This is a genomic window from Flavobacterium chuncheonense, from assembly GCF_042686145.1.
GTDB classification, from domain to species: Bacteria; Bacteroidota; Bacteroidia; order Flavobacteriales; family Flavobacteriaceae; genus Flavobacterium; species Flavobacterium chuncheonense.
Map to the genome: position 1 here is coordinate 233,279 of NZ_JBHUPC010000010.1, position 23,609 is coordinate 256,887.

22 protein-coding genes are annotated in these 23,609 nt (G+C 35.7%); 9 read left to right on the top strand and 13 right to left on the bottom strand.

Features of this window, described 5'->3' with window-relative positions:
* Positions 1-27: 27 nt before the first annotated feature.
* Positions 28-2,223 (bottom strand): DNA helicase RecQ, encoded by a 2,196-nt coding sequence (recQ, locus tag ACFS5J_RS03000; RefSeq protein ID WP_379810499.1) that lies wholly within the window; start codon positions 2,221-2,223, stop codon positions 28-30.
* A 77-nt stretch (positions 2,224-2,300) separates the two neighbouring features.
* On the opposite strand from recQ, the gene ACFS5J_RS03005 reads away from it, so the two are divergent.
* The 4 genes from ACFS5J_RS03005 to lptB all read left to right on the top strand — a co-directional run bounded on the left by ACFS5J_RS03005 (position 2,301) and on the right by lptB (position 5,341).
* Complete coding sequence (locus ACFS5J_RS03005) at positions 2,301-3,275, top strand: KpsF/GutQ family sugar-phosphate isomerase (protein ID WP_379810500.1); 975 nt, start codon at positions 2,301-2,303, stop codon at positions 3,273-3,275.
* The gene (tatC, locus tag ACFS5J_RS03010; protein WP_379810501.1) at positions 3,275-4,102 is read left to right on the top strand and encodes a twin-arginine translocase subunit TatC; all 828 of its coding nucleotides are present in this window, start codon (positions 3,275-3,277) and stop codon (positions 4,100-4,102) included. The genes ACFS5J_RS03005 and tatC overlap by 1 nt, the downstream gene beginning before the upstream one ends.
* Before the next feature lie 2 nt (positions 4,103-4,104).
* Entirely contained in the window at positions 4,105-4,452 is a 348-nt protein-coding gene (locus tag ACFS5J_RS03015) for a carboxymuconolactone decarboxylase family protein (protein WP_379810502.1), read from the top strand.
* 82 nt (positions 4,453-4,534) lie between these two features.
* The gene (gene lptB / locus ACFS5J_RS03020; RefSeq protein WP_379810503.1) at positions 4,535-5,341 is read left to right on the top strand and encodes an LPS export ABC transporter ATP-binding protein; all 807 of its coding nucleotides are present in this window, start codon (positions 4,535-4,537) and stop codon (positions 5,339-5,341) included.
* Positions 5,342-5,350: 9 nt separating this feature from the next.
* Here lptB and ACFS5J_RS03025 read toward each other — a convergent pair whose 3' ends face one another.
* From ACFS5J_RS03025 to ACFS5J_RS03055, 7 genes are all read right to left on the bottom strand, one after another.
* A complete protein-coding gene (locus tag ACFS5J_RS03025) occupies positions 5,351-6,046 on the bottom strand; it encodes a lycopene cyclase domain-containing protein (RefSeq protein ID WP_379810504.1) in 696 nt (231 codons plus the stop codon).
* Entirely contained in the window at positions 6,047-6,496 is a 450-nt protein-coding gene (locus ACFS5J_RS03030) for a carotene hydroxylase (protein ID WP_379810506.1), read from the bottom strand.
* Positions 6,493-7,335, bottom strand: coding sequence for a phytoene/squalene synthase family protein (locus ACFS5J_RS03035; protein ID WP_379810508.1), 843 nt, complete (start codon positions 7,333-7,335; stop codon positions 6,493-6,495). The genes ACFS5J_RS03030 and ACFS5J_RS03035 overlap by 4 nt, the downstream gene beginning before the upstream one ends.
* Before the next feature lie 2 nt (positions 7,336-7,337).
* Entirely contained in the window at positions 7,338-8,798 is a 1,461-nt protein-coding gene (locus ACFS5J_RS03040) for a phytoene desaturase family protein (RefSeq protein ID WP_379810510.1), read from the bottom strand.
* Positions 8,799-8,861: 63 nt separating this feature from the next.
* Positions 8,862-9,758, bottom strand: coding sequence for a MerR family transcriptional regulator (locus ACFS5J_RS03045; RefSeq protein WP_379810511.1), 897 nt, complete (start codon positions 9,756-9,758; stop codon positions 8,862-8,864).
* 39 nt (positions 9,759-9,797) lie between these two features.
* Positions 9,798-10,658, bottom strand: coding sequence for a glycoside hydrolase family 25 protein (locus tag ACFS5J_RS03050; protein ID WP_379810512.1), 861 nt, complete (start codon positions 10,656-10,658; stop codon positions 9,798-9,800).
* Between the two features lie 3 nt (positions 10,659-10,661).
* Positions 10,662-11,399, bottom strand: coding sequence for a CDP-alcohol phosphatidyltransferase family protein (locus tag ACFS5J_RS03055; protein ID WP_379810514.1), 738 nt, complete (start codon positions 11,397-11,399; stop codon positions 10,662-10,664).
* A 179-nt stretch (positions 11,400-11,578) separates the two neighbouring features.
* On the opposite strand from ACFS5J_RS03055, the gene ACFS5J_RS03060 reads away from it, so the two are divergent.
* Both ACFS5J_RS03060 and ACFS5J_RS03065 read left to right on the top strand, forming a co-directional pair.
* Positions 11,579-12,655 carry a putative type IX sorting system protein PorV2 gene (locus ACFS5J_RS03060; protein WP_449267430.1) on the top strand — a complete coding sequence of 359 codons (1,077 nt, stop codon included), beginning with the start codon at positions 11,579-11,581 and terminating at the stop codon, positions 12,653-12,655.
* Positions 12,656-12,725: 70 nt separating this feature from the next.
* The gene (locus tag ACFS5J_RS03065) at positions 12,726-13,853 is read left to right on the top strand and encodes a lipoprotein N-acyltransferase Lnb domain-containing protein (protein WP_379810515.1); all 1,128 of its coding nucleotides are present in this window, start codon (positions 12,726-12,728) and stop codon (positions 13,851-13,853) included.
* Positions 13,854-13,871: 18 nt separating this feature from the next.
* Here ACFS5J_RS03065 and ACFS5J_RS03070 read toward each other — a convergent pair whose 3' ends face one another.
* From ACFS5J_RS03070 to ACFS5J_RS03090, 5 genes are all read right to left on the bottom strand, one after another.
* The gene (locus tag ACFS5J_RS03070; RefSeq protein WP_379810516.1) at positions 13,872-15,257 is read right to left on the bottom strand and encodes an exopolysaccharide biosynthesis polyprenyl glycosylphosphotransferase; all 1,386 of its coding nucleotides are present in this window, start codon (positions 15,255-15,257) and stop codon (positions 13,872-13,874) included.
* An 80-nt stretch (positions 15,258-15,337) separates the two neighbouring features.
* Positions 15,338-16,297, bottom strand: a complete 960-nt coding sequence (locus tag ACFS5J_RS03075) for a glycosyltransferase family 4 protein (RefSeq protein WP_379810518.1) — start codon at positions 16,295-16,297, stop codon at positions 15,338-15,340.
* A gap of 16 nt (positions 16,298-16,313) precedes the next feature.
* Positions 16,314-17,687, bottom strand: coding sequence for an O-antigen ligase family protein (locus ACFS5J_RS03080; protein ID WP_379810519.1), 1,374 nt, complete (start codon positions 17,685-17,687; stop codon positions 16,314-16,316).
* Complete coding sequence (locus tag ACFS5J_RS03085; protein WP_379810520.1) at positions 17,684-18,736, bottom strand: glycosyltransferase; 1,053 nt, start codon at positions 18,734-18,736, stop codon at positions 17,684-17,686. The genes ACFS5J_RS03080 and ACFS5J_RS03085 overlap by 4 nt, the downstream gene beginning before the upstream one ends.
* A 92-nt stretch (positions 18,737-18,828) precedes the next feature.
* Complete coding sequence (locus ACFS5J_RS03090; RefSeq protein WP_379810521.1) at positions 18,829-19,956, bottom strand: glycosyltransferase; 1,128 nt, start codon at positions 19,954-19,956, stop codon at positions 18,829-18,831.
* 413 nt (positions 19,957-20,369) lie between these two features.
* On the opposite strand from ACFS5J_RS03090, the gene ACFS5J_RS03095 reads away from it, so the two are divergent.
* From ACFS5J_RS03095 to ACFS5J_RS03105, 3 genes are all read left to right on the top strand, one after another.
* Positions 20,370-21,119, top strand: a complete 750-nt coding sequence (locus tag ACFS5J_RS03095; RefSeq protein WP_379810522.1) for a hypothetical protein — start codon at positions 20,370-20,372, stop codon at positions 21,117-21,119.
* Between the two features lie 704 nt (positions 21,120-21,823).
* A complete protein-coding gene (locus tag ACFS5J_RS03100; protein ID WP_379810523.1) occupies positions 21,824-22,354 on the top strand; it encodes a hypothetical protein in 531 nt (176 codons plus the stop codon).
* Entirely contained in the window at positions 22,351-22,680 is a 330-nt protein-coding gene (locus tag ACFS5J_RS03105; protein ID WP_379810525.1) for a hypothetical protein, read from the top strand. The genes ACFS5J_RS03100 and ACFS5J_RS03105 overlap by 4 nt, the downstream gene beginning before the upstream one ends.
* Positions 22,681-23,609: the final 929 nt, after the last annotated feature.

Here is a 23,609-nt window from a genome sequence, read left to right on the forward strand (position 1 = left end):
AAAAAGTAACACAAATATAAATAATCTTTAGTTGGCTACTTCACTGATGAATTTAATTCGCATTAAGCGCAATTCTTCAGTATCGTACTCGCCATCAAACTCTTCAAGAGCATCTTTAATACTATCAGATTCCGAATCCATAAAATAATCATGAATTTCTTCTTGTTGATCTTCATCTAGCACATCGTCTACCCAGTAACTAATATTTAGTTTTGTCCCGGAATACACAATTTGCTCCATTTCTTTCAACAAATCATCCATTTCCAATCCTTTAGCTTTTGCAATGTCATCTAAAGCTAATTTACGGTCAACGTTTTGAATAATATACAACTTCAATCCTGAATTTGCACCGGTTGATTTTACAACCAAATCATCTGGTCGCATAATATCGTTATCTTCAACATATCGCGCTATTAAATCAACAAACTCTTTACCGTATTTTTTTGCCTTACCTTCTCCTACACCATGAATACTTCCCATTTCATCAATAGTAATAGGATATTTTAAAGACATATCTTCCAAAGAAGGATCTTGAAACACTACAAAAGGAGGTACACCAAGTTTTTTAGCCACTTTTTTACGTAAATCCTTAAGCATTCCCATCAACACTTCATCAGTAGTTCCCGTTGCTTTTGCTGCCGCTACAATATTATCATCTTCCGCTTCGCTATACTCATGATCCTCAGTCATCATAAATGAGTCAGGGGACTGAATAAAAGCCAACCCTCGAGAACGTAATTTAATCACACCGTAAGTTTCAATATCCTTACGGATAAGTCCCGCTACAAGTACTTGACGAATTAAAGCCATCCAAAAGCGCTCATCTTGCGTAGCTCCTTTTCCAAATAGAGGCTGTGCATCAATCTTATGCGCTTTGATCACTGCATTAATTTTACCCATTAAAGCAAAGACAATTTCTTTAGCTTTAAATTGTTCTTTTGTATCACGAATTACTTCTAAAAGTAACTTTACTTCATCTTGCGCTTCTACTTTATTCTTCGGATTACGCATATTGTCATCCATATCAGCTCCCTCTCCATTAATCTCATCAAAAGATTCCCCAAAGTAATGCAACAAGTATTTACGACGCGACATTGAAGTTTCAGCATAAGCAACCACTTCTTGTAAAAGTGCATAACCAATTTCCTGTTCTGCAACAGGTTTACCAGTCATAAACTTCTCTAGCTTCTCAATATCCTTATACGAATAGTAAGCCAAACAATGTCCTTCACCTCCGTCTCTACCTGCACGACCTGTTTCTTGATAATAACTTTCAAGAGATTTTGGAATATCATGATGAATTACAAATCGTACATCCGGTTTATCAATACCCATACCAAAAGCAATTGTAGCCACTACGACTTCCACATCTTCCATCAAAAACATATCTTGGTGTTTGGCTCTCGTTTTGGCATCTAAACCAGCATGATAAGGAACTGCACTAATACCGTTTACTTGAAGTAACTGTGCAATTTCTTCCACTTTTTTACGGCTTAAACAATAGATAACGCCCGATTTCCCTTTATTTTGTTTGATAAAACGGATAATATCACCTTCTATATTTTTGGTTTTTGGGCGTACTTCGTAAAATAAATTAGGACGGTTAAACGATGCTTTAAAAGTATTTGCATCTGGCATATCCAAGTTTTTCAAGATATCCTCTTGTACTTTTGGCGTTGCCGTAGCCGTTAAACCTATAATTGGGATATCGCCCAATTGCTTGATAATGTTTTTTAAATTTCTGTATTCAGGTCTAAAATCATGTCCCCACTCAGAAATACAGTGTGCCTCATCGATAGCCACGAATGACAATTCCACCTCCTGTAAAAACTGTATATACTCCTCTTTCGTCAATGATTCAGGTGCAACATAAAGCAGTTTGGTTATACCAGCTTTAATATCACTTTTAACTTGATTGACTTCTGTTTTGGTTAACGAAGAATTTAAAACATGGGCAATTCCATTTTCAGAACTAATACTTCTTATAGCGTCCACTTGATTTTTCATCAACGCTATAAGAGGAGAAACAACAATTGCTGTACCATTCAATACCAATGCAGGCAATTGATAACACAACGATTTCCCTCCACCGGTAGGCATTATTACAAATGTGTTATTTCCTGAAATGATACTGTTAACAACCTGTTCTTGAAGTCCTTTGAACTGGCTAAACCCGAAATATTTTTTTAATTCTTTGTGTAAATCAATTTCGTTTGGTTTCATTCTCTATTAATATGATTTTACCTAAATTTGCAAATATAAAGATACAACTTTCTTTAAAAGTACAAAACATAAATTTAATGGCAGCATTGGACGCAAAAACAACTATATTAAACGCAGCAAAAAGAACATTACTATCAGAAAGCAAAAGTGTCGCAGACCTTGTAAACTACCTTGATGACGATTTTGTAAAAAGTGTTGAAATCATTTATCAATCGAAGCAACGACTGGTAATTACTGGAATTGGAAAAAGTGCCATTATTGCACAAAAAATTGTAGCTACTTTAAATTCTACCGGTACGCCATCGTTATTTTTACACGCAGCAGAAGCAGTACATGGTGACTTAGGAATGCTACAAAAAGACGATGTTGTAATCTGTATTTCGAAAAGTGGAAATAGTCCTGAAATAAAAGTACTTACGCCTTTACTAAAACGTTTTGGCAACACTTTAATTGGGATGACGGCTGACAAGAATTCTTTCTTAGGAAAAGAATCGCATTATATCTTAAATGCCTTTGTAGAAGAAGAAGCTTGCCCTAATAACTTAGCACCAACTAATAGTACAACAGCACAATTAGCACTTGGAGATGCTCTTGCTGTAGCACTTATGGAGATGCGTAATTTTAAAAGCGAAGATTTTGCATTGTATCACCCAGGTGGCGCTTTAGGCAAAAAACTACTTTTACGCGTGAAAGACATGCTTGACACCACCCATACACCTCAAGTAACACCTGATGCTTCTATTAAAAAAGTAATCATGGAAATTTCCGAAAAACGCTTAGGAGTGACAGCAGTGATTGAAAATAATACTGTAATAGGAATCATTACGGATGGAGACATCCGAAGAATGTTAAACAACAACGATACTTTTACGCATTTAGTAGCTAAAGATATCATGACTCATAATCCAAAAAACATCAGCTCTGATATTTTAGTTTCAGATGCTTTAAACACACTAGAAAACAACGCCATAACACAGCTTGTAGTGATTGATAATGGTAACTACAAAGGTATTTTACACCTACATGACATTTTAAAAGAAGGTATCGTATAATGAAAAAAAAGAACTTAGGCGAAATGTCTTTTTTAGACCATCTTGAGGAATTGAGATGGTTATTGGTAAGAAGCACTGCAGCTGTATTAATAGGCGCAACTATTGCTTTCTTTTTTAGTGATTTTATATTCAACGAAATCCTTTTTGGTCCTAAAAGCCCATCATTTGTCACGTATCAATTGCTATGTGAATTATCACAAAAATTCGGATTAGACCAAAGTTTATGTGTTACTGAAATTCCAATTCGAATACAAAGTAGAGAAATGGGAGGACAATTTTCGGCTCACATGTGGACCTCCATTACTGCTGGATTCATCATCGCCTTTCCTTTTATTTTGTGGGAATTTTGGAAATTCATCAGCCCTGCCTTGTATGAAAAAGAAAAAAAATATGCGAGTTCATTTATCATAGTAGCTTCAATTTTATTTTTTGCGGGAGTATTATTTGGCTACTATTTAATTGCACCGCTTTCAATAAATTTCTTAGCCAATTACAATGTAAGTGCTGAAATTTTTAATGATATTGACTTATCATCTTACATAAGTTTACTACGCTCTTCAACCGTAGCTTGTGGCTTGTTGTTTGAATTACCAATCATCATTTACTTTTTAACTAAAATCGGACTTGTAACACCTGCAGCATTGAGAAGCTACCGCAAATATACTTTAATTGCCATTTTGGTTGTTTCAGCTATCATAACACCGCCCGATGTGCTAAGTCAGATAATTGTAGCCGTACCAATTTTAATATTATACGAAATCAGTATTTTCATAAGTGCAGCAGTACTAAAACGTCAAAACAATTCAACCGATCTAATAACAAAATAATTATGTCAGATTTAGTTAAAGAATTCAACGATTATCGTGCTAAAATGAATGAAAAATTATTAGCTGATAACAACAAAGTGATTAAGCGTATTTTCAATTTGGATACGAATGCTTATACAGAAGGAGCACTTGACGTTAAAACAAAAGAGTTATTAGGTCTTGTAGCTTCTGCCGTTTTACGTTGTGATGATTGCATCAAATACCATTTAGAAACCGCTTATAAAAACGGTATTACCCGTGAAGAAATGATGGAAGCGATGAGCATTGCAACACTTGTTGGAGGTACTATTGTCATCCCACATTTGAGAAGAGCGTACGAATTTTGGGAAGCCCTAGAACAAATCAAATAATTGTTAATTCACTTACTAGTTTAATTGATTATTTGTTTATTTGCCTAATCTACTGTAAAATCAACAGTACAAAAATCGGAGCATGAAATTAAGAGCAGACAACTTAGTTAAAACCTATAAAAAAAGAAGTGTTGTAAAAGGGATTTCCGTTGAAGTAAATCAAGGAGAAATTGTCGGTTTGTTAGGCCCTAATGGAGCTGGAAAAACCACTTCATTTTACATGATTGTGGGATTAGTCAAACCCAATTCTGGCAACATTTATCTCGACAATACGGATATTACCAATTTTCCAATGTACAAGCGTGCGCAACACGGAATTGGTTATTTAGCGCAAGAAGCTTCTGTTTTTAGAAAGTTGAGCATCGAGGATAACATTATGAGTGTTTTACAATTAACCAATCTTTCAAAAGCGGAACAAGAAGCTAAAATGGAGGAGTTAATTGACGAATTCGCGTTACAACACATTCGCACCAACAGAGGGGATTTACTTTCTGGAGGAGAAAGAAGACGTACTGAAATCGCTCGTGCACTAGCGACCGATCCAAAATTCATCTTATTAGACGAACCATTCGCGGGGGTTGACCCAGTTGCAGTTGAAGACATCCAACGCATTGTAGCCCAATTAAAAAACAAAAATATCGGAATTTTGATTACCGATCACAACGTACAAGAAACACTTGCCATTACCGACAAAACCTATCTGATGTTTGAAGGAGGAATTCTAAAAGCTGGAAAGCCAGAAGAATTAGTAGAAGACGAAATGGTACGAAGAGTTTACTTGGGTCAAAACTTCGAATTACGAAAAAAGAAAATCGATTTTGATGCTCCGAAAACCACTATCATACACGGAAAAGGAGAACTTTTAAAAGAAAATCAAGAGAAAAAATAAACAAAAAGATTAGGCTAGTCCTAATCTTTTTTGGTTTCTAAAATAATTGAAAAAGTCGATTACCAAAGCAATCAACAAAAAGCCATAGAATACATCTTCGAAAGGTATCGTTCCCAATCGTACACCTAAATTTTGAGCATCATCATACCAAACCACAGGCTCACTTATAAAACTACCCGTTAAAACACCATTCACAATAAAGAAGAAGACTAAAGTTACACTATAGGCAAAATAATGAAGCGACAAATCGCGTTTCAAAATAAGATTACAAACTAAATAAACAACCAACAAACAAAACGTAGAAGCCGTATACCATTTATTATAATTAAACACTAATAGCACGAGACCCATTAAGATTAATGTTACTGATATAAAACGGTGAATGCTCTTGAAATAATTCTCCTTAAGCAAATACTCCATTGAAAAATAAACAAAAACACTAGAATACGGTATACAGAAAAAGAATAGCACTTCTTCAATAGGAAGATTCCCTAAAAAAACACCTGATAAATAGGTTGCATTAAATCCCCAAACACCCAACCCCGTAAAAAAAGCATCCCAAATTAAAAAAGGCACCGCTACAATCACGATTGCCTTGAAAAGGGAAATCCAATTTTTGTAATATGAATGCTTAGGATAAAAACTCGCTAACAATGGTATTGCCAATGTAGCAATATCTAAAAACAAATAGAGATATTTTTCCATCTATATTTTGAAATATTTTTTAGGAACATTCAACATTCCAAAACATTCTCCTTCCTCTTTCCCTAAGTGTTTGTGGTGTATTTTGTGAGCTTTACGCAACCCTATTAAGTATTTATTCTTAGTATTTTTAAACCACTTGAAACGCTGATGAATTAAAACATCGTGAATTAAAAAATAAGCAATTCCATACAACAATATACCCAAACCAATGAAAAACATAAAATTCAAATCGGGGTTAATACCGAAATAAAACAAAGCAATACTAGGAATAGCGAAAATCACAAAAAAAGCATCATTTTTTTCAAAAACACCTTGATACTTTGGCTGATGATGATCTTCATGTAAATACCATAAAAAACCATGCATCACAAACTTATGGGTACACCAAGTTATTCCTTCCATCAATAAAAAGGTAATTAAAGTAACGACTACATAAATCAAAAAAATCATGATGTTATAATATTAAATTGATAGCGCAAATACGATTTACTCAAAATTAATAATTTTAAGGGGTTCGACACTCTTATACGCGTATTTAAAAAAGCTTGTGGTGCTGTTCGGTTAATTTTATTTAACAAACTCTTATAGTATCGATATGCAGTGTATACTCCAAACTTAGCTTCGGTTGGCAGTTTTACAATACCTTTGAAAGCTTCTTGAAAATCCGCTTCAATTTCCCGAACAATAGCTTGTTTATCGGCTACAGTTAAACTTGAAAAATTCACGCCAGGAAAATACATACGTCCTAGTGTATCGTGGTCATATTTTAAATCCCGCAGAAAGTTTACCTTTTGAAAAGCTGAGCCTAATCGCATGGCGCTTTCCTTTAATTCTTCATAACGTTTTACATCTCCTTTCACAAAAACTTTCAAACACATCAATCCCACTACATCTGCGGATCCATAAATATACGATTCATAAGCTTCTTTAGTATCATATTCTTTTTGTGTTAAATCCATACGCATACTTGCCATAAATGGAGTTACTAATTCATACAAATCAAATTGATGTACTACAGCCTGAAAAGCATTTAAAACAGGATTTACACTTATTCGGCGCTCCAATGCTTTTTGGTATTCTAGTTCAAACTCATCCAAAAGTACTTCTTGCTCATAACCCTCAAAACTATCTACAATTTCATCAGCACAACGTACAAAACCATAAATAGCATAAATAGAATCTCTAATTTCTGGTGCTAGCATCTTAATTGCCAATGAAAACGACGTACTGTAAGAATTGGTAATTTTTTTACTACACTCTAGCGATGCGGTATCAAATAAAGCTTTCATAGTTAAACGGTTTTTAAAATTTTATCACTTACAATTTTTCCTGATATCAAAGAAGGAGGTACCCCTGGACCAGGGACCGTTAATTGTCCAGTGAAAAATAAATTTGCTACTTTCTTACTCTTAATTTTTGGTCTTAAAAAGGCCGTTTGTGTCAATATATTAGCCAAGCCATAAGCATTGCCTTTGTACGAATTATAATCGTTTACAAAATCGTTTACGCAAAAACTCTCTTTTAAAATTACGTAATTTTTTAATTCTTGGTTGGTAATTTCTTCCAAACGCTCCATAATTATATCAAAATACTTTTCCCTTATTTCAGGCGTATCCTCTAATCCTGGTGCAATTGGAATCAAAAAAATTGCTGCTTCTTTTCCTTCTGGAGCGAAAAAACTATCCGTTTTGGATGGAAAACTTGCATAAAAGAGCGGTTTTTGGGGCCAAACTTTTGAATCATAAATTTCAGCCGCGTGAGGAGCAAAAGGAGTGTCAAAAAACAAACTATGATGCACCACATTATCCACTTCTTTATCAAAACCTACATAAAACAATAGCGATGAGGGTGCAAAAACTTTCTTATTCCAATACGCTTCACTATACATTCGATATTTCGGTTGTAACAAAGTTTCCGTATGATGATAATCGGCTCCACTTAAAACGATATCGGCTGTAATCCTTTCACCATTAACCACAATTCCTTTAGCAGCATTATTCTCAACTATAATCTCAGAAACTGCAGCATTTGTTTTAAAGGCAACCCCTAAACCTTTCGCCAAGCCAACCATAGCTTCTACTACAGCATACATACCTTTTTCAGGATGCCAAGTTCCTAAACCAAAATCGGCAAAATTCATGAAATTATAAAAAGAAGGAGTATCAGATGGTTTGGCTCCCAAAAACAAAACAGGAAACTCTAAGATTTGACGTAGTCGTTCGTCTTTGAACTGTTTTCGAACATCAGTACTTATTGTAGAAAAAAATTGATTAACGCGTAAAATAGTTTCCAAACTCACCAATTCCAAAACACTATCTCCTGGCTTGTACACCATTTCACCAACAGCAATATTGTAGTTCATTTGCGCTGTTTTTATAAACTTTTCAAGCTTTTTCCCACTTCCCTTTTCAATACTTTCAAACGTACTTATAATAGCACTTAAATTATCCGAGATCGTAACACTATCGTCTTTACTGAAATATACACGATAAGCAGGTGACAACTTATGCAATTTGTAAAAATCTGAAGTGGTCTTTCCAAAATCACCAAAAAACTTTTCAAAAACATCTGGCATCCAATACCAAGTGGGCCCCATGTCAAAATGAAAGCCGTCTTTCGAAAGCCGTCTTGCTCTACCGCCCAAAGTCGCATTTTTTTCGTAAATTGAAACCGCATGGCCTGCTTGTGCTAAATAAGAAGCAGCTGCTAAAGCCGCAAAACCAGAACCAATTATGGCAATTTTCTTTTTCATACAATTATTTTGTCTAACAAAAGTAATGAAATAGTTAAACAAAATGAAACGAAACAAAAAAAATTATGTAAGCATCAACATATCTTTTATACTCGAAAAAGATCGTATACCCTCAATTTCTTTATTTAAAAATTGTGATTGCCTTCCTAAAATCCACAACTGATTGCCTTTTTCTTGTAAAATTTCATAGTGAAAATCGAGCAAATAATCATTCACCTTATCAGTAGTAGGATAAACTGTAAAATAACTAACAAAGGTAATTTTATCAAAAAGAGAAGTCACCGATTTCAAATCAGCAACTGGTACATTTTCACCTAAATACACAACAGTTTTTCCTTTTTGCAACAACAAATAGTGAACGTACAATATACCCAATTCATGTATCTCTTGTAAAGGTAAAAAAAGCACAAACACCTCATCATTTGAAACCGATTCTTGCTGTAACTGCAAATGTTCTATTGCTGAAAAAAGTTTCTGCCGTATTAATGAACTAATAAAATGCTCATGAATGGGCTTTAAAGTTTCCGTTTGCCATAACAAACCAATTTCATCCAATAGTGGCATGAACACTTCTTCAAAAATTACTTCAAATGATTTTGTCTTCTTTAAATCATCATATGTTTTATGAAATAAAGCCGAATCGAAATGAAACATAGCCAATTTAAAATTAGCGATAGCAATTGAAGCGCTTGTTTTCTCAGAATGAATTTGCTGCACCAAGTCTTTAATTTCACCATCCGATAAGGCAGCTATTTTAGAAATTTTATATCCAAAACTATTTAAAAAAGCAATATTTAAAAGTTTCTTAAGATCATCGGTTGTGTAGTATCGAATATTATTATCGGTACGTTGTGGAGCGAAAAGTTCGTATCGTTTTTCCCATATTCTTATGGTGTGTGCTTTAATCCCAGATAAGTTTTCTAGATCTTTTACACTAAAAACAGTTAGTATTTTGTTCATCGGTTTACAGTAATTGATGAAACAAAAATACAAAAAGTATTAATACATAATATGGTTTCGCAAATCAATCTTGCTACCATTGAACACATTAAGGTCTATCATGCTGGGTACACCCTCAACTTTTGCCTTTTCGGTAAATTGCCACAACAACCAATGCACATCGGGTTCTTGCCGCCAAAAATTATAATTTGCTATCCAAAAAGGGTAATCGGAAAAGCTTTCTTTAAGAAAATCGTTATAGTAACTTTCGCCAGAATAAATAATCGGTTTTACTTTATAATGCTTTTCTACTGCCGTCAACCATCTACGTAAACCCACTTTAAGACTATCAATAGATTGTTTCTTGGGTAATTGTTCAATATCTAAAACAGGAGGCAAATCACCCACTCCTAATGGCACATTTGCAATAAAATTTTGAGCTTGTTCCAGCGAGTTTTCATTTGGACGATAATAGTGATAGGCACCACGAACCAATTCTGCTTCACGAGCACCTTCCCAATTATCTTTGAATCGTGAATCAACTCTATCTTTTCCAGCCGTAGCCCTAACAAACACAAACGATAACGCGAAGGTATCTTCCACTTTACCCAATTCGTCCCATTTGATAGCGCCTTGGTATTCTGAAACATCAAAACCATACACTTTATCTGCATGTTTTTGCAAGACTTCATAAATACGTATATCGGCTATTTTACGTTCAGATGGTGATAAATCATCAATATTTTTATTGGTTTTAAACCCTAAATAATACAAGAAACCATCGCGATACTCATAAGCTATAATACCCAATCCTAAAATAAATAGCGTCAAGAAAAAACTCAAACAACCTTTCCAAAACGAAAAAGTTGAATTTTTCTTAGCTTTAAAATTTCTGCCTGAATTACGCTTTTTACCCGCCAAAGTCTATGGTTTATCTACCGCTTTTAACACTAAAGAAACTAAGATATAAGAGAAGATAATAACAGGAATGGCAACAAATTGCCATACTGCTAATAAGATAACACTGTATGCCAAAAATAGAATTTGCAATTTTGCATCCGCCCAAGTCAACTTTTTAAATTTAAGCGAAAACAAAGGAATTTCTGCATTCAACAAATAAGTACTCAATACTGTTATTCCCAATAAAATATATGGATTATCCAATAAATCGGTTAACCCTTGAAAACGGTCAAAATACTGAATCATTGGAATACTCATAATCAACAAGGCATTTGCAGGAGTGGGCAATCCGATAAAAGAAGTAGATTGACGTGGGTCAACATTAAAATGAGCCAAACGATAACATGATGATAATGTAATTAAAAAACCCAAGTAAGGCACTACTCCCATATAATAGGTGTCCTCTGTAAGCATATACGCCGATTGGTTCATTTGGATATTCTCAAAAAGTTTAAACATCATCAAACCCGGAACAACACCACTAGTTACCATATCGGCAAGAGAGTCCAATTGTAGTCCTAAATCACTTTGTACATTAAATTTTCGAGCAAAGAAACCATCCCAAAAATCAAAAAAGATACCCAAACACACAAATGTAAACGCGTGGTCGTAAAAACCATTAAACACACTTATCAAGGCCAATAGACCACTTAATAAGTTTAACAAAGTAAGCGCATTAGGAATGTATTTAGTAATGTTCATAATGAAAATAACCTTAAATTTTAAGCAAATGTAATACAATATTAGAATACTTTTCGAGTTTAATAGGTAAGATTTTAAAGGCTTACTACTAAATCAATGGTAGAATTACTTCCGTAAAAGTAGTATGCTTATTTAAAATTTATATTTTTGCTGTTCTAGAAAAGTAAAAAATTGTGCTATTGAAAAAGTTAACGTTAGGTTGTTTTATTATTGTATTATCCCAACTCGGTTATTCACAAGCGGTTCGTAAATATTCCAATGAATTTATGAGTATCGGTGTGGATGCAGCTGCATTGGGTATGAGTAATGCTGTAACGGCGCAAACAAACGACGTTAATGCCGGATACTGGAATCCTGCTGGTTTAATTCAATTGGAGGACAAACAAATTAGTTTGATGCATGCCAATTATTTTGCCAATATTGCCCAATACGATTATGCGGGTTTTGCAATGCCTATCGACGACAGAAGTGCTGTGGGTATTTCTTTAATCCGTTTTGGAGTAGATGACATCTTAAACACCACACAATTAATCGACAGTCAAGGTAATATCGATTACAACCGTATTTCACTTTTCTCAACAGCCGACTACGGATTAACGGTTTCATACGCTAGAAGTTTACCCGTGCAAGGTTTGAATTACGGGGTAAACGCAAAAGTAATTCACCGCATTATTGGCGACTTTGCCAACTCTTGGGGCTTTGGTTTTGACTTAGGTCTACAATACATCAGTGACGAGCAAGATTGGAAATTTGGATTAATGTTGCGCGACATTACCACCACTTACAATACATGGATTATTAACGAAGAGGAGTTTCAGAAAATTAAAGATGCTGTTCCTGGCGAAAACCAAGAACTTCCTGAAACTACTGAAATCACTTTACCTAAAGCACAATTGGGTGTTTCCAAAAAGTACATTATTCGCTATGACTACAGTATAACAGCTGCTGCAAATTTGAACATGCAGTTTGCCCGTACAAATGACATTGTATCTAGTGATTTGGTGAGTATTGACCCAGCGGTAGGTTTTGAAGCGGGTTACTTGGATTTGGTATTCTTAAGAGGCGGTGTTGGTAACTTTCAACAAATTACCCAAATCGACAATTCCGATAAACTAAGTTTCCAACCCAATTTTGGTGTTGGATTCCGATACAAAGGCATACAGGTAGATTACGCTTTAACGGATTTAGGCAACCAAAGTGCTGCGTTATATTCTAATATCTTTTCCCTAAAAATTGATTTTAGTGTATTTCGTTAAAAAGCAGATGAACGCTAACTAAAATTTGGTCTTTAAAGCACCCCATACAACGTAACTAAAAAAAGCAAAAATGAGTAAAAAACTACTTTTTCTGTTTACCTTTTTACTAATGAATTGGGGGTTTGCCCAAAACATTACTTTATCAGACAATGCTACCATAAGCATCTTAAATTGTGGAACAGGAAATGAATCGTACTCCTTATATGGGCATACTGGTATCCGAATTAAAGATTCAAAAAATGGTCTTGATGTAGTCTTCAATTATGGTGCGTTTGATTTTGACACCCCTAATTTCATGCTAAAATTTGTAAAGGGTGATTTGCAATACTTTGTTACTACCAGTTCCTACGCCGATTTTGAATACAGCTATCGTTATGACAAACGCTCGATATACGAACAAGTTTTAAACCTTACAACCGCTCAAAAACAGCAATTGTTCCAAGAGCTTTATCATTCGTTAAAAAGTGATGAACGCTATTACACCTACAAATTTATCGATCGTAATTGTACCACTATGGTTATCGATAAGGTGAACGCCGTTTTGGGAGCCGAATACATTAGCACGCTAAAACCCGTATCTATTACGTATCGTGATATCCTTTTCCCTTATGTTGACCAACATTTTTTTGAAAAATTAGGGATTAACATGATGTTTGGAACCAAAGTAGACCAACCAGCAGAGCGCTTGTTTTTACCTTTGGAATTCATTAAATCTTTGGAACAGACAAAAGTAAAGGGTGAACTGTTGGCGCAACCGGTAAAAACACTTTACCAAGCACCAGAAAACAACTTTCAACCGAATGTATTAAACAGCATTTACACTATCATTCTAGTGTTAGCCTTAATCGTATTGGCTCGAAAAAAAGCCATTACCTTAACGTATTTTACTGTTCAAGGAATTTTAGGAGTGTTCTTTTGTTGTGTAGGACTGTATTCGTTCCATCAAGAAGTTTTATGGAATTACAATGCTTTGTTATTCAATCCTCTTTTTGTATTAGTAACTTATTTCACCCTTAAAAAACAGACGCCATCCCTTCGCTTGTTTGCACGAATTGTTTTATTCTGTCAGTTGGCGTATTTGGCGTATATGCTGGATAAAGTGCATTTGGGAATCATGAGTCCCTTTCTTGTAGCCAACGTGCTATTACTAGGAGACCTCATTTTAAAACTAAAACCAAAAGCATTACAAAACTATTAGGCTTTCATTGTTTTACATTTACTGTCCTCTGAAGAACAAAATCGTACTGATTGTCTTTACCGTAATACTCAAATCCAAATACAAACTGCGGTGTTTGATGTAATACAAATCGTAGCGTAATTTCATTAAACTATCGTCTAAACTTTGTCCGTAGGGGTAATTCACCTGTGCCCAACCGGTTAAACCCGGCTTGATAACATGACGCGTTTGATACAAAGGTATACGCTCTGCTATTTGTTCCACAAAAACAGGACGCTCTGGACGCGGTCCAATGACCGCCATCTCCCCCTTTAAGACGTTTATAAATTGTGGTATTTCATCTATACGCGAGCGTCTTAAAAATTTACCAATTGGTGTAATACGCACATCGTTTGTTTGGGCATAAACGGCACCGTTTTGTTCCGCATTGGGAACCATTGTGCGCAATTTTACGATACCAAATGTTTTTCCATTTTTACCTACTCGTAGTTGTTTGTACAACAATGGTCCTTTGTTTCCTATCAAATTTAAAAGGAAAACTATTGGAACAATCGGAATAAAAAACAACAGCCCAAGCACTGATAATACGATATCCAACAAACGGCTGTATATTGCATACAATTTATTCTGATTGCTTCGGCTAAACGGAAAAAAACGGTACACCTCTTCGTCTTTATCATACAAAGGCAAACGATAGGTTTCTGCTTCATACAATTCGGTATAATCCCGAATGACCACTCCATTTTCTAATAATTCTAATAACACATCATACAAGGCTTTCGAGTTTTGCGCCTTTACATCGTGTGTCACCACAATTTCAGCAATAGGATGCTTACGCACCATTGCTGTTAAATCTTCCAAAGTGATTTCAGGTATAACCGATGTCGTACTATTCGCCGTAGTTGTCGCTACAAATCCCTTTATATGATAATGTGGATTAACCGTCTTTAGATCATTGGCCAAATCCATAATCTTCGTGGCATCCCCCACAAAAATCACTTGCTTTACAAAACGGTGCGATGCCAAAAAAATCAAATACAAATTGCGCCACAACAATAAAGCTAAAAGAATTGAGCCATAAAAAAGTAGGATTTGCAAACGATTTCCAGGAAGTTCAGGTGTAAAGAAAGGCGTTAACAAATACAATAAAGTGGTTACTGAAGTGGTTAACAACACGCTTCTTGTAATTAAAAAACGATTGCTCGAAACCTGCAAATTGTACATTTCAAAAACGGTCCCGAATATGGCTATATAGACACCTAAAACTATTGTCCAATAACAATTGTTTCCTCTAAAGGTAAAATAATTGAAGTCCCAAAATTCACCGATTAGAAATAAAAACAGAAAAACAAAAAACACATCAAAAACCCGCAATAAAATTTTGCGTTCGGAAATTTCAAAATGTATGGAGGTAAAGCCCGGCATTTTATAGGGTTAGGTTTTCATTGCAAAATAAGGAAATTATTCCATTCGCTAAACAAATGAAGATTATTTAAAAAAAGCTTTTATGGTTCCTTTTGAGGCAAATCCTCTAAAAGTTGTATCCATTTTCCCTTCACTTTAGTCCAATCAAAGTTTTCTACTTTTTTTCTTGCTGTTTGCACCCTATTTCGAGTCGCTATAGGGTTATTAACACAATCCATTATTGCTGTTGCCATAGCACTTACTGCGGCATCTTCTACCAATAGGCCTTCGCTTTCATTGGTCACCATATCGGGAATTCCACCTACATTAGTGGAAACAATTGCTAAACCTAAAGCCATTGCTTCTAACACACTAACGGGCGTATTGTCCACATGGGTTGTATTGATAAAAATCGCATGCTTTGCTGCCAATTCTCGCCATTCTTGTTTCGAAAGTTGGCCTGTAAAAGTAACGGACACCCCCAACTCCTTTGCTAAAGTCTTTGTTGCAACCAAGCTTCCATCTTTATCCGGGCCCACCATCGTAAGGGTTGCTTTTGGATATACTTTCTGTACTTCAACTAAAACGTGCACTGCCATTTCTGGATTGTAAATCGTAGCAAAGGCACGTACCCACAAAAGGTTGGGCTCAAAAGTCAATCGCACTTTAAAACGATACTCTTGTAATGGTAAGGCATTGGGAATATAGCGTACTTTATCCAACCCGACCGCTTCCAACTCCTTCATTAAAAAATGAGATGGTGTTATATTTTGATAGGCATTTGAAAAATAATGTTGACAGCTTTTAGGATTTTGTTTTAAACGTTGCGGTAAATTACCACCGTGCAATAAGGGTAGATAGGGAATTTTACGCCAGCGTGCTATCCTTGCACATAGCACAGCATACCAAAACGCCTTGGTACTGTAGGTATCGATAAAAATAGCATTGGCTTTGGCAACCGTTACACAACGCCATAGCATCACCAACAAGCGGAAAATAAAATACTTCTGGCTGGAAGCGTACACTACCGTAAACCCTTCCGCCTCCAAAGCAGGCCCCAATGTTTCGATTGTGGTCTTATTCCGTCTGTGGCGGGACACTTGGTTCCCGATGTAGAGTATTTTTGTCATCGTTTGTTACTTGAACGTTTAATAAAGCAAGTGCATACACAAAAGCCGGGGCCGCAATCCGCATCGCAGCATGGTTGATGGTCAAAGCCCAAAAGATATAAAAAGACACTAAAAACAAATGGGCTTTATTGTTGATGTATAAAAACAAAGGCGTCACTATCAATATCAATAGTGCTACTATTCCAAATGCGCCATGTTCTGCAAGTAAGCGTGTAATTTCATTATGCGAAGCTGCCACTATTCCTGTTAATTGTTCCCGGTAACCTTTGTTGTTTCCAACCCCTATACCCCAAATAGGATTATCCATGAACATTTGAATTTCTGTCCCTGCAATTTGTTCTCTACCTCCCAAACTATCTTCCTTTTCCCTACCTCTAGCATCTTGATTGGCATAACGATTTTCAATCAATCCGCCTGTTTGAATAACCGAATAACTCCACACCAAACTTCCCAAAACAAATCCGATAAGTACTAGTCGTAGTATAAAATTTCTTGTTCTTAGTTTGGCAAACCAAAAAAGTGTGAAAAAGAAAACAGCCATCATGGCTAAAGCAGTAAAAACACCTCCTCTGGAAAAAGTTACAATACCGCGATAAGAAGCAATCAATAATAATCCTAAATGTACTAGTTGTTCTTTTCTTGTTTTGGAATACATCATTAAAAGTGCCAAAAAACAAAACATCCCTAATCCTAATACCGTTGACACCTGATTGGGACCAAAGCCTCCTGATGTTTCAAAATTTGATTGTGTACCTGTTACTACATCCTTTATTGAAGGAGTGTATAAAAATAAATACACTAAAACACTTACTAAAGGTAACGCTAATGCTTTGATAATGTATTGCATTTGTTCCAACGTAACTTTCCGCTGGTAACAATAAATAGCACTTATTCCGAGCGTTAACTCACCTAGTATATTAAACATAATAGCTTTTCGAACGTTAACTCCATCCAACATAGTTGTAGCTCCAATGTATACTCCAGGCACTAAAAGCATTATGAAAAACAAATAGATCCAGCTCCGTTTTGAAAACCCTGTATAAAACATCCCTAAAATGAGGAAATACAATACTTCATACTTTCCGATTTCATGTACTAGATTTCCTCCTGTCATCCGTAACAATACTTCTGAACCCACTGCATAAGCTGCTAAAACTAACGCTTCATTGTTCTTATTTTTGGTATTCAGTAGTAAAACCGTCCCCATAATAAGTACCAAAAAACCGTAAACTTTCGACAATAGTGGTGCCGCAAATACCGCTATTCCCAAAGCTACATGAGCTGCTAACACTGTTGTATACGTAAATTTATTGCCTCTCATAATTGTTTTAAATAGGCATTTATTACAGTATCTACTCCAAAATCACGATTCACTTTCTCCTTCAGTTTCGTTGCCCATTCTATTTGTAAATCCTTGTTTTCTATTAACCTCATCAACTCCTTCACAAAATCATCTGTATTACCTGATGCTACTAAAGCACCTGCCTCCCCTCCTTCTAATACCGTTGCTATCTGCCCTACGTTTGTCGCTACAACCGGCAATCCCTTTCTTGCATATTCCAATATTGCTACTGGCAATCCCTCTGAATTGGAGGTCAACACACCAATGGTACTTTGCTCTAATATGTTGTTTATATCGGATTTGCTTCCGTATATAAAAACTATATTCTCCAATTTCAATTTGACAATTGTTTCTTTTATTTCTTTTGCATAATTGTCTTGAAAATCTTTACCTATAAGGTGAAACGTCCAATCGGGATGTTGGCTGTGAACAATATTAGCTACTTCCAATAATAATTTATGATTTTTTTGTGGTCTTAAATTGGCTAAACAGACAATGCGTTTATCCTTTAATCCTTTTAAAATCGTTGCCTCCGCTATCTGGGTTTCTGTTGCTATGGTGAAATTTGGCAAAAACAGCACCTGCTTGCACCATAAGTTTTGCTTTGACCAATGCCCTAAAATTTCATTCACAACCACTATCTGTTTTACAAACAATGAACTCCATTGCAAGGCTTGTTTTGGTCTATATTGAATATTTTCACTATTCCCATAGTGATCGTGCCAAATTATTGTAATCGATGGATACACTATTTTCAATAGTACTGCGAAAAATATTGAACTGCTATGCGCTTGTATGTGTGTGATTTTATGCTGTTTTACCATCTTGCGCAAAAGCGCTAAACTTTTCCAATCCATCACTCTCTTACGTGCCAAATATTGGTACACAACTCCGTTTTCAAGCTGTTGTTTCAAATCACCTTCTGCTCGCGTTGCTACCAAAGCCGCAAATCCCAATTTTTGATGCAAAGCATTGGCATAATTCACTGCCATACGCTCTGCGCCACCAGGCTCTAAACTGTCAATCATTTGAAGAATACGTATTTTAGAAGAATGGGACACTTATACAATTATCGGTTATTGCTGTAAAAATAGAAAATTAATTCAGAAATATCTTCTCCTTATGATAACAAGACTTGGGCTATTGCTTGTTCAAATGCTTCCGTAGTAAATTGTTGTGACCAACTTTGTGCTGCACTACTTGTTCGTTTGTATGCTTGTTCATCCTCTAGTAATTGCGCAACTTTTTCTACATCCTCTATTATAGCTTCCGTCAGCATTACCCCTCTTTTACCATTGTCTAGCATTTGTGGTACACAGGAAACTGGGGTTGCTATCGGCACACATCCCCAAAACATGGCCTCTGCTACTGCCTTGGGCCAGCCTTCACTTTTTGAAGCTAATACTAAAAAATGACTGTTTTGATAAGCCTCTTTCAAGACTTCTTTATTTTGATTCCCTTTTAGCTGTATCTGATCTTGCAGTTGTTGCTTTGTAATATACTTTTCCAATTCGGATCGTAGTACCCCTTCCCCATATAGCTCTAAAACCACCTTCTTCCCTTTATTGCTCAACTGCTCCACTATTTGAATGGCATACAAGGGTTGCTTTCCTTTTGACAAGGTACCTACAAAAAGAAATCGGATGGTTTCATCCTTTACACTTCTAATCCCCTGACTTTTACTTATTACTTCCTCTTTACTGTAAGTCGCTGTAAAAAAAGATTTTATATTTTTAGTTTGATTCGGCCATTCTCCGTAAACCAATACCTGCATGTTGCGTGTTAAGAAAGTATTACTCACAATCCATTTTTGCAAGCGGTAACTCCAAGGCTGTTTGCTATTAGGCTCCCAATTACCAGCATATTTGGCCGTTTTTTTCTTTTTTGGAAAAGCTATTTGCACTACAGCTCCAATAAGTCCCATGTTACCTGGACATCTTAAATGAATATGATCCGCTTTTGCCATAGCTTTGTAAACCGAATATGCAATTCTTGGCAGTTGAATAATCGTCTTTAAAGTATTTTTAAAAGAAGTAACATCAAATGCAGCTACCGGTATGAATTGCAAATTATTGTGTTGGTAATCCTCCCAAATGGGCGAAATTGTATCTTTACACATCGGAGCCACAACCGTTATTTTTTCCAAGTACTTGAACCAAATATTCATCTCTTTTACATAAGGGGCATAGGCATAATAACTATTATGTTGATGCATATGTGGTACTTGTGTAATAATTACAAAATTCATATTTGTTTTTACTTTCTTCGTATAAAGTGTAAATATACTATGCTTCTCGTTTAAGCGATAGCTTTCTTTTATAAAAATCTATTTCGTCTTTTAGCGCTACCTTATATCTGCTTTTATTTATTCCTTTTTATCGGGATATGTATGGGATATGTACGGGACAACCTAACTTATTTCCATACAATCTAACACTATTTATTTACCGTAACATGTCATAAGTATACTTGAATCTTCTCATTTTATTAAAAAAACAAGTGCCATTTGGTTCATTTTAGGACATTTGGTACGATTTGAGACATTTGGTACGATTTAGGACACGAACCAAACCAAACTCTTGTTTGCTGATTTTAAACCTCTTAGCTTTGAAATGAATTTAGGGCCCAAATTCTATTTATTCATTTTAAATTTTAAAAATTATGGCAAAACAACATTCTATTTTAAAAGTTGAAGGTACTCTGGATGGTTTGACCTTTTACAAAAGTATTGATGGACACTTGGTTCGCATGAAAGGTGGGGTTTCTAAAAGCAGAATTATGAAAGATCCTGCTTATGTCCGTACCCGAGAGAATATTGCTGAATTCGGTGCTACTGCACAAGCTGGTAAATTAATACGAAACACTATCACAACTGTTTTGCAACGTGCAAAAGATCCTAGACTCAGTTCCCGAATGCTATCGGTCTTGCATCGCATTAAAAATTTAGATACCAATTCCGTAAGAGGTGCTCGAAAGGTTGGCGAAGGTTTACAAACCCCAACAGGTAAAGCACTCTTAAAAGGTTTTAATTTTAACCAAAGGGCTTTACTGCAAACTATATTACATGCCCCTTATACTCTAAGTACCACTACCGGAGTTGTTAGCTTTGCTGATTTGGTACCCTTAGAACATATATTATCACCTGAAGGTGCTACTCATGTTGGTTTCCGTACTGCCTTTGTCAATTTGGATATGGCCACTGGGCTTTTTGATACGCAGTTAAGTGCCGTTGTGCATCTACCTTTAGACATGACTGTTGCAAATGTGGTTTTGACTCCAACCGCAGTGCCTGCTGGTAATGGCTTACAACTCCATTTCCTCTTATTGGAATTTTTTCAGCTCGTCAATGGGATGCAATACCCCCTGCACGATGGTGCATTTAACAGTTTAAGTGTACTTGATGTTATTTAACCTCTCAATATTTCAAACGCTTTGCCACGGCAGAGCGTTTCTTTTTGATGTGATATTGCTTTTTAATTCAGTAATCCGTGTTCAGTGTTTTGTTGTGCGAGGGAGTACCTCCTCGAGGAGGGTTAGTGAGGTGTTTTTTCTTTTTTATCAGAATTATGTACTTTTTTAAAGCCCAAATGCGAAGCATTCCTAAATACAAATGAAAAACAATAAATATGAATGAATAAAAAAGTACCAAAAAGGGTTTTTCCTGGCGCCATTTCTCACTACATGCTCGTGTCACAAGGAACTCCATTTTGCATGCTAAAAATTAAACCATACTAACAACTTATTGCTGTGCACTTTTTTAAAGAAAAGCGCTCTTATTAAAGAAAAGCCTAATCCAAAAAGATTAGGCTTTTCTTTTGTTTAACTCAAAGGTCACCACAACTAAAGTTGAACTATTTTTTGTGCTTCTTATGAAGACTTTTAAGCACTTACGAAATCGTAAAACTTGCCTTAGCAACTACAGAGCTGCTAAAGCCACCCCAACAAACCAGCATATCTGCTGTCAGTTCCAGAGTCCCTTCAGTACAATACTCTGGGCCATTCCTAAAAAAGATCAAGCTACAAACGCAAAACCATAATGGATACTACAGTCGTAAATCATAAAAAATATTTTTATATATTTGATTTACACATCCTTTTACATAAAACACTCTTTTATGGAATTAACAACAAAAGAAATTTTTGGTTTACTACATGGTATTGTATTAGGTTCATTATTTTTACTATCATTTGGAGCTTCCTTTGTTTGGCTAAGAAGCTACAATCAGGAACTATTAAGCGAAGAAGGTAGAATTATTCGAAACAAACGCATGCAAGCTGTAATTTGGTTTTTAGCGTTGATGTGCTGGTTTACTGTTATTAGCGGTACTTTTATCACTTATCCTTGGTACAGAGCGGTTCCCAAAGAAGGGGATTTACTTATCAACTATCCACAAGCTTTATTAAAGGCTTCAAAAAACACATCAAGCTGGCACTCTTTTGGTATGGAATGGAAAGAACATATCGGCTGGTTATCCCCTTTTATTTTTACCGCTGTAGCCTATATTGCCAGTATGTCTGGTGAAACCATTGCTAAAAATGAATACTTAAGAAAAGCGCTTATGTTGTTGTTAAGCCTTGCTTTTATAAGCGTAGCTGTTGCTGCACTTCTAGGGGCTTTAATCACTAAAAAAGCACCAATAATATGAATTCAATAAACAACTCAACACAAGAAAACAAAGCTGGTGCAGCGATATTAGCAAGTGGTATAGCTTGTACAATTTTCGGACTAACAGTCGTAGGTTCTGAAATAAGTCCCATTGTTAAAACATCCCTAGAATGGATAAAAGCAGTAGGGCCATTGTCGGGAAAAGTTGGACTAACCGTATTCGTCTGGCTACTATTGTGGTATAGTTTTAACGTACTCTTGAGCAGAAAACCTCCAATGGGAAAAAAACTATACCAGATAGGTTTAATCTTTATTGTTTTAGGTTACATACTTACATTTCCTCCTTTTTTCAGGCTCTTTGTTTAAATGTAGCAATTGCTGTAAATACCCATTTCTCTCGAAAATGCTTCCTATCCCTTACCTATACAACTATAAAAGCTTAATCCAAAAAGATTAGGCTTTCATTTGGTTAAGCCAAAGGTTACCAGAGCTAAGGCAAACTATTTTTTATGCTCTTTTAAGGCTTTTGAGCACCAACGAAATCGTATAACTTACCACCGCACCTACAGCTGGTAAAACCAAACCAACAGTTCGAAGCACTTTAAAAAACTTTGGCATGGTAACCGTAAGCCTTGCGTAAAGAAAATCCGAATCCTATTTAGTCGATTTTACAATAATCAGTGGTCAGTGTTACTAGGGATTGCCTCCCTAGAGGGGACCTTGGGTGTGTTTTTTTGTGATTAGTGACTGGTGTTCAGTGGAGAGTGGGAGTCCTCCTGAAGGTGGGGTGCGATGGTGTATTTTCCTTTTTTATTACAACTCTGTACTTTTTTAAAGCCCAAATACGAAGCATTCATGAATACAAATGAAAAACAATAGACATAAATGAATAAAAAAGTACCAAAAAGGGCTTGTTCTTTCTCAAGGTGTTTCCTTAAAATTTATCCATTTTAAGGAACCTCCCTTTTTTACCGAAACTTTGTTTCTCCTCTTAATCTCAAATGCTCAGGGACCGGTTTTAATTTCCTAAACTCCTTACAAGGATTCAGGATTTTTTTTGCGGAAAGGATTTGCTACACTGCGGAAAAGGACAATAGTAGTAAATATACAATTTGACTTCGTAATTGTATTTCGGCAATTGGTCTGTGATTTGTTGTGCGAGGGAGTCCCTCCTCGAGGAGGGTTAGTGAGGTGTTTTTCTTACAACAAATGGCTACATCCCTATTATACCGAAACTTCATCCTAATCACTTCGACTCCGCTCAGTGACCGGATATTTTTACCGAAACTTTGTTT